We start from the raw sequence: 7,723 nt of genomic DNA, 5'->3' as shown, positions 1-7,723 counted from the left end.
GTATAAAGGGCGCCAGCTCCTGCCAGCTCACCTGCTCCCCTATACGAAAAGCTTTTACTACCGGCACTACTTTCCTGATGGCCGCGCAATATTCCGGTGTTTCATTACCATGCAGCTGAACCATATCCAGCCCGTAATCTGCTACCAGTTGTTGTACGGCCTGCAGATCTTCATTTACAAACACACCTGCCTTTTTTATACCGGTGGTGCTGCGTACTGTGGCTGCATCCAGCTTACCTGTTACCAAACGGGGCGATCTTTCATAAAAGATAAAACCGGCATAGTTCACACTATACTGTACCAGGGCTTGCAGGTCCTGTTCCCGGGTAATGCCGCATACTTTTATGTTGAGTTCCATTAATTATGATTTTAAGAATGTAAAATGATAAATGTAAAATTTCAAATGTAAAAGTTGATGGAGGTACAAAACCTCTTTAACCAATTCGCTGCATTCCACTTTTACATTTTACATTTAGTATTTATGATTTTACATTTTCTCCGCTCTTAATAGCGGCTGCAAATTGCTCAAAGGCCCTGGCAGGATCGTCCTGCCGCATAAAATGCTCGCCGATCAGGAAACCTTCAAAACCGGCCTGCTTCAAGGTTATAATAGCCGCGGGATCATTGATGCCGCTTTCCGCTACCTTCAGCTTACCGGCCGGTATCTTAGGCGCCAGCTCGCAGGAGCGGTTAAAGTCTACTTTAAAAGTGGTAAGGTCACGATTATTCACGCCCACCAGGTGCACATGCTCACTTACTTTTTCCAACTGCGATTCGCTATGCACTTCCAGCAACACTTCCAGCCCCAGGTTGTTTGCAAAGGCAGCCAGCTGCGCTACTTCCGCGGCTGTTAAACATTCTGCGATCAGTAAGATCACATCTGCGCCTATTGCCTTTGCTTCTATGATCTGGTATTCATCGATCATAAAATCCTTACGCAGAATGGGTATGTTATTGGCTGCCCGCGCCTGCTGCAGATCATCGGCCGTGCCGCCAAAGAATTTCTCATCTGTTAATACGGAAAGGCCGGAGGCGCCGTAGCGGGTATATGCCGTGGTAATATCCTGTACGGTCACCTCCCCGTTGATCAATCCCTTGGAGGGCGAGCGGCGTTTGAACTCCGCAATGATACCGGTTTTGGCAGGATCCTGTAAGAACCGGCGCAGTGATAACGGCGTACGTTTGAATGCAGGCGCCTGCTCCAGCTCTGCTACGCTGCGCTGCTGTTTGCGGGCCGCAACCTCTATCTTTTTATGCGCTACTATTTCAGTTAAAATATTATTCATATTTACGATTTTAGATTTACGCTTTTAGATTTGAATGCTGCTTTTTGAAGACCTTCCCCTAAATCTAAAATCGTAAATCGTATATCTAAAATCAGATCATTGCATATCGATCAATTTCTTAAATGCATTATGTGCGGCGCCGGATTCCAGGGAAGTAACTGCTGCCTGAAAACAATCCGTATAGTTTTCATACTTACCCATACAATACAGGCCCATAGCGGAATTGGCCAGCACTACGGAATTTTGCGCCCAGCTGCCTTCTCCTTTTAAGATCTTCATAAAGATCTTGGCAGCATCTTCTACGGAGTTGCCGCCGTAAATATCTTCGGGGTGCACCCTGCGGCGGCCCAGCTGTTCCGGCGTCCAGTCCTGCTCACCTTTGTTGGTAATAATGCGGGCATCGCTGGTGAGCGATATCTCATCATAACCATCCATGCTGTGTACAATGGCATACTGCTTATCTGTTTGCTGGAACAGGTAGTTATATACCCGCGCCATTTCCAGGCTGTACACGCCTATGAGCTGGTGTTTGGCAAAAGCCGGGTTCACCAGTGGCCCCAGCATGTTAAAGAATGTACGGATGCCCAGCTGGCGGCGGATACCGGCTACATTTTTCAGTGCCGGGTGAAACAGCGGCGCATGCAGGAAACAAACGCCTGCTTCCTCTATTTCCGCCCGCAATTTAGCTTCATCATTCTTAAATTTATAACCGGCTGTTTCCATGAGGTTAGAGGCCCCGCTTATCGAGGATACGCCATAGTTACCATGTTTGGCTACTTTAGCGCCTGCGCCGGCTACAATAAAACACGATAGCGTTGAGATATTGAACGTGTTCTTGGCATCGCCGCCGGTGCCTACAATATCCAGCACATCATAATCATCCAGCTTTACAGGTATGCACAGCTCCAGCAAGGCATCGCGGAAACCCAGCAGCTCATTGATGGTAATGCTGCGCATCAGGAACACCGTCATAAAGGCGGCCAGCTCGCTCTCATTATACATGCCTTTGGAAATGCTGATCAGGATATCCTTTGCAGCCTCCCGGGTAAATGTTTTATGTTCAAAAAGGTAGTTGAGTATTTTTTTCATGATGTATCAGGTAATAGCGGTTAGAATTTGCTGTTCTATGTGTGCCACACCTTTGAGGTGTGGCACACGTTAAAGGTGTGGCACCCGTTACATTTGCAGCCAGTTCCGTAAGATCTTTTCGCCATGCGGCGTCAGCACGCTTTCCGGGTGAAACTGCACCCCGCTTACATCATACTTATTATGCTGCAGCCCCATAATATACCCATGCTCATCACGCGCAGTAACAGTTAGTTCGGCAGGTAATGTTTTTTCATCTACCACCCAGGAGTGATAACGGCCTACTTCCAGCTCATCGGGCAGCTCCTTAAACAGACGTCCCTCGCGGGATACAATGTTCACCGGGGTAGCTACGCCATGGTATACTTCTTTCAGGTTAATAAGGTTTGCACCAAAAGCCTGTCCTATGGCCTGCTGGCCCAGGCATACGCCAAAGATGGATTTCGCAGGGGCGTACTCTTTAATAAGCGGTAATAACAAACCTGCTTCTTCCGGTATGCCGGGGCCGGGTGATAAAATGATCTTATCAAATCCGTTGATCTGCTCCAGGGGTATTTCATCATTGCGAAATACCTTCACCTTGCCGTTAATGATCTTCTCAACCAGGTGTACCAGGTTATAGGTAAAAGAATCGTAGTTATCGAATACCAGTATGTTCATCACACTTATATTTTTTGGGCCAGCAATATGGCCTGTTTTAATGCATTCAGTTTATTGCTCACTTCTTCCAGCTCTGAGGAGGCTACGGATTTGGCTACCACACCGGCGCCGGCCTGGTAATACAGCGTATTGGACTTGCTGAGCATGGAGCGGATCATAATAGCGTGGTTAAAATCGCCGTTAAAGCTTACCGCGCCGATACAGCCGCCGTAAAAGCCGCGGGCAGTTGGCTCATACTGGTCAATGATCTCCATAGCCCTGTATTTGGGCGCCCCGCTTAAGGTACCGGCCGGGAAGGTGGCTGCCAGCAGGGAAAAAGGATTTACATGCGGCTGGATCTTGCCTACCACCTCACTTACCAGGTGTATCACATGCGAGTAGAACTGGATCTTACGGTAAGATTCTACTTCCACATTGCTGGCATGGCGGCTCAGGTCATTACGGGCCAGGTCTACCAGCATTACATGTTCTGCATTTTCCTTAGGGTCCAGCAATAACTTATCGGCCAGCTGCTGGTCCTGCTCATCATCGCCGGTTCTGCGGAAAGTGCCTGCTATCGGGTGAATGGTGGCTTTATTGTCTTTGATGACCAGCTGCGCTTCGGGCGAGGAACCCATCAGCTTATAATCACCGTAATCGAAGTAAAAGAGATAAGGGGAAGGATTGATGGAGCGGAGGGCGCGGTATACATTAAACTCATCACCATTATAACGTTGCTGGAAGGCCCGCGACAGCACTACCTGGAACACATCGCCCCGGAAACAGTGCTGTTTGCCCTGCTCTACCATCTGCATATACTCCGCATCCGTCATGTTGCTTTCTTCATTGCCTACCGCCGTAAAACCGTAGGTGGGCACATCTTTATGCCTGATGAGGGATTCTATCAGCTCAAACTCACTGTCCAGGCCATCTACCTGGTGCTCACAGAGGTACAGCTCATCTTTAAAATGGTTAATGGCTATTACGTACTGGTAAAAACGGTAACGCATCAACGGAATGGTGTTGCCATTGGGTTTCTGCTTATTAAATTCAATGGTTTCAAAGAACTGTACCGCATCAAAAGTGGTGTATCCGAACAGGCTGCGTACCACGGGTAAAGGTACCTGGCCGGAGAAGCTGAACTGGTTTAAGAACTGCTGCAGCTCATCCAGCACGCTTTCTTTATTCTTCAGCTGCTTACGTTCTACCGGCAGGTTGGGATACTTGAACTCAAAATTGGAGGTAGAGGTAACTTCAATACCGGCTATGGGCTTTACACAGATAAAGGAAAAGCTGTTCTCACTGGCGCGGTAGTCCGTACTTTCCAGCAGCACTGTGCCGGGGAACTTATCGCGCAGGCGCAGATAAATGCCCACCGGGGTGTACACATCTGCCAGCATTTGTTTGGATCTCGTTCTTACTTGAATGGTACGCATGTATTATTGAGATTTTTGAAGTCGGAAGGATGAAGTAAGATGGCTTACCTCCTTTGCCTAAAAGCCAGAAGGCCCGCTGTGTAACAGCGAGCCTTCTGAATATATTTGTTCATACAAATTATGGCACTGTAACACAGATCAGGATATGATTCCGTGCCACCACCAATGCTTGTATGTTACGTTCTGTTTCATTACGGGAGCAAATATGGGTAGTTTTTTTAGAAAATGCAAATTTTTTTTAGCGGAAAGCGCAAAGCTGAAAGCATAAAGCGGCTTACCTTCTTTTTAGCCGAAAGCGCAAAGCCGAAAGCACAAAGCTGCTTACCTTTTGAGGCCAAATGCCGGCTGTCCGGTGCTTAAGGAACTTCCCGCCGGAAAACTTTCAGCTTTCTGCTTTATCCTTTCTGCTTTATGCTCAAAGCACCCCCTTGGTACTGGGCAGCTGTAAATTAGACGGATCGCGGCGCACAGCCATCTTAATAGCTTTGGCAAAGGCTTTAAAGATGGCTTCTATCTTATGATGCTCATTCTCTCCCTCTGCCTTAATGTTCAGGTTGCACCTGGCAGCATCTGAAAAGGACTTAAAGAAGTGGAAGAACATTTCCGTAGGCATCTCCCCTATCTTCTCCCGGTTAAACTTAGCATCCCAAACCAGCCAGTTACGGCCGCCAAAGTCAATGGCTACCTGTGCCAGGCAATCGTCCATGGGCAGGCAAAAACCGTAACGCTCCATGCCCCGCTTATCGGCCAGGGCCTGAGCCATGGCCTCTCCCAGCGCCAGGCCGGTATCTTCGATGGTATGATGCTCATCTATATGCAGGTCGCCTTTGGCCTTAATGGTAAGGTCAATGTTGCCATGGCGGGCAATCTGCTCCAACATATGATCAAAGAAACCCAGGCCGGTTTCAATATGCGCCTGCCCTTTACCATCCAGGTTCAGGGAAATGCTGATATCGGTTTCCTTGGTAGTACGGGTATGTGTAACGGTCCTTAAGCCCAGCTTCAGGAACTCATAGATCTTTGCCCAGTCGGTTGATTCCAGGGCTATTACCGGCTGTAAAGCAGCAGCGGCATCCTTTATTTCCGCGCTTCCCAGGCCGGTGCCTTCATTCATCCAGATGGCTTTGGCGCCCAGGTTCTTGGCTAACTGTACATCGGTGATACGGTCGCCTATCACAAAAGAGTTAGCCAGGTCATAATCGGCAGAAAAATACTGGGTAAGCATCCCAATACCCGGTTTACGGGTAGGCGCATTCTCATGCGGAAAAGTACGGTCTACATGTATGGCTTTAAATACCACCCCTTCGTTCTCAAAGGCCTGTATGATCTTGTTCTGCACTAACCAGAAATGCGCTTCCGGGAAAGATTCCGTTCCCATACCATCCTGGTTGGTGACCATTACCAGCTCGTAATCCAGCTCGGTGGCTATTTTCACCATGTAGGTGAATACTTTGGGATAGTATTCTATTTTCTCCAGGCTATCTATCTGGTAAGTGGGCGGTACTTCTTTGATAAGGGTACCATCACGATCTATAAAAAGTACACGCTTCATGCAAATGATGTTTTGACTTACTTAATACTTCCTACTTCAATTTTATAATCCGCTAATGCTGCTATTAACTTTTCATTCTCGTCCGGTGTGCCTACGGTAATACGAAGGCAGCCGGCACATAGCTCCACCCGGGAACGGTCGCGCACTACAATGCCCAGCGTTACCAGGTATTGATAAATGGCTTTGGCATCAATGGTTTTAGCGAGTATAAAATTTGCATCGCTGGGATATACTTTTACTACCAGCGGCAGCTTTTCCAGTGAGGCTGCCAGCCTGTCCCTTTCAATCACGGTTTCCCGGATCCACTCATTTACCTGCGCTATATTTTCCAGGGCCTGCAATGCCAGCTCCTGTGCTGCCTGGCTAATGTTATACGGCGGTTTTATCTTGTTCATCACCTGTATAATGTCTTCACTGGCAAAAGCCATCCCCACACGTAATGCAGCCAGGCCCCATGCTTTGGAAAGGGTTTGCATTACCACCAGGTTCGGGTATTCTGTAAGCTCCTGGATAAATGTTTTCTGACGGGCAAAGTTAATATAGGCTTCATCCACTACCAGGACGCCTTCAAAATTATTCAGCAGCAGCTCAATATCCTCACGGTTAATAGAGTTGGCGGTAGGGTTGTTGGGCGAGCAAACAAAGATCAGCTTTGTGTTCTCATCTATGGCCTGCTGCAGCGCAGGCATATCCAGCTGAAAATCTTCAGTAAGGCTTACCTGCCGGATCACTACATCATTAATGTGCGCGCTTACTTCGTACATGCCATAGGTAGGCGGACAAAGGATCACATTATCCACCCCGGGATTGCATAAGGCGCGGTACAGCACATCTATCACCTCATCGCTGCCATTGCCTATAAAAATATGCTGGGGTGGTACGCCTTTAATGTCGGCCAGCTTGTATTTCAGCTTCCACTGCATGGGATCGGGGTAGCGGTTGTAATCTGTTGGCAGCGGGGAGCCAAAGCTGTTCTCGTTCGCATCCAGGAAAATGCGGGCCTCACCCTTGAACTCATCACGGGCAGAGGAGTAGGGCACCAACTGCCGGATATTATTGCGCAATAATTTATTCAGATCGAACATAAAAGAGAATTAATAATGAATAATTAAGAATTAATAATCACGGAGAATAATTGTACAAGGAAGTGCCGGCACTACGATTGTTAATTATTCATTTTTAATTATTAATTAAGCGGATGGTAACAGCCCGTTTATGGGCATCCAGCCCTTCTGCGGCTGCCATTACGGCGATGGTGTTGCCTATATTCTGCAAACCTTCCTGTGTAAGACGCTGGAAGGTTACTTTTTTCACAAAACTATCCAGCGATACGCCGCTGTATGCGCGGGCATAACCATTGGTGGGCAGGGTATGATTGGTGCCGGAGGCATAATCACCGGCGCTTTCCGGCGAGTAATTGCCCAGGAAAACGGAACCTGCATTCACCACACCGTCTGCCAGCGTAATATCATCTTTACAGGCAATGATCAGGTGTTCCGGTGCATAGGCATTCAACAGCTCCATGGCAATATCCATATCTTTTACCAGCACCAAACGGCTGTGTTGCAGCGCCTGCGTGGCTATGCTGCGGCGGGGCAGCTCGGCCAGCTGTTTCTCTACTTCCTGCTGCACCTGCTTAATAACATCGGCGCTGGTGCTCACTAACAGCACCTGGCTATCCGGACCATGCTCCGCCTGCGATAAAAGATCTGCAGCCACAAAAG

General features: G+C 48.2%; 8 protein-coding genes. All 8 read right to left on the bottom strand.

The window, feature by feature from the left end; all coding sequences use genetic code 11:
- Window positions 1-358: phosphoribosylanthranilate isomerase (locus tag VIM87_RS02545; protein ID WP_414649570.1), on the bottom strand; the 358-nt coding region annotated here is incomplete at its 3' end.
- Window positions 359-479: 121 nt separating this feature from the next.
- Window positions 480-1,286, bottom strand: coding sequence for an indole-3-glycerol phosphate synthase TrpC (gene trpC, locus VIM87_RS02540; RefSeq protein ID WP_331995448.1), 807 nt, complete (start codon window positions 1,284-1,286; stop codon window positions 480-482).
- A gap of 96 nt (window positions 1,287-1,382) precedes the next feature.
- The gene (gene trpD, locus VIM87_RS02535) at window positions 1,383-2,375 is read right to left on the bottom strand and encodes an anthranilate phosphoribosyltransferase (protein WP_331995447.1); all 993 of its coding nucleotides are present in this window, start codon (window positions 2,373-2,375) and stop codon (window positions 1,383-1,385) included.
- 87 nt (window positions 2,376-2,462) lie between these two features.
- On the bottom strand, window positions 2,463-3,032 hold the full coding sequence (locus VIM87_RS02530) for an aminodeoxychorismate/anthranilate synthase component II (RefSeq protein WP_331995449.1): 570 nt from the start codon (window positions 3,030-3,032) through the stop codon (window positions 2,463-2,465).
- A 5-nt stretch (window positions 3,033-3,037) separates the two neighbouring features.
- Window positions 3,038-4,447, bottom strand: coding sequence for an anthranilate synthase component I family protein (locus VIM87_RS02525; protein ID WP_331995446.1), 1,410 nt, complete (start codon window positions 4,445-4,447; stop codon window positions 3,038-3,040).
- Between the two features lie 415 nt (window positions 4,448-4,862).
- Window positions 4,863-5,999: a bifunctional histidinol-phosphatase/imidazoleglycerol-phosphate dehydratase HisB gene (hisB, locus tag VIM87_RS02520; protein WP_331995445.1), complete on the bottom strand. Its 1,137-nt coding sequence runs from the start codon at window positions 5,997-5,999 to the stop codon at window positions 4,863-4,865.
- A gap of 17 nt (window positions 6,000-6,016) precedes the next feature.
- Complete coding sequence (gene hisC / locus VIM87_RS02515; protein ID WP_331995444.1) at window positions 6,017-7,084, bottom strand: histidinol-phosphate transaminase; 1,068 nt, start codon at window positions 7,082-7,084, stop codon at window positions 6,017-6,019.
- A gap of 94 nt (window positions 7,085-7,178) precedes the next feature.
- Window positions 7,179-7,723 (bottom strand): histidinol dehydrogenase (locus VIM87_RS02510; RefSeq protein ID WP_331995443.1); only part of this gene is annotated, 545 nt, incomplete at its 5' end.

Source organism: Chitinophaga sp. (assembly GCF_036569125.1).
GTDB lineage: Bacteria > Bacteroidota > Bacteroidia > Chitinophagales > Chitinophagaceae > Chitinophaga.
Note: the sequence above shows the minus strand (reverse complement) of the source record. Positions and strands in the feature narration are given on the sequence as shown.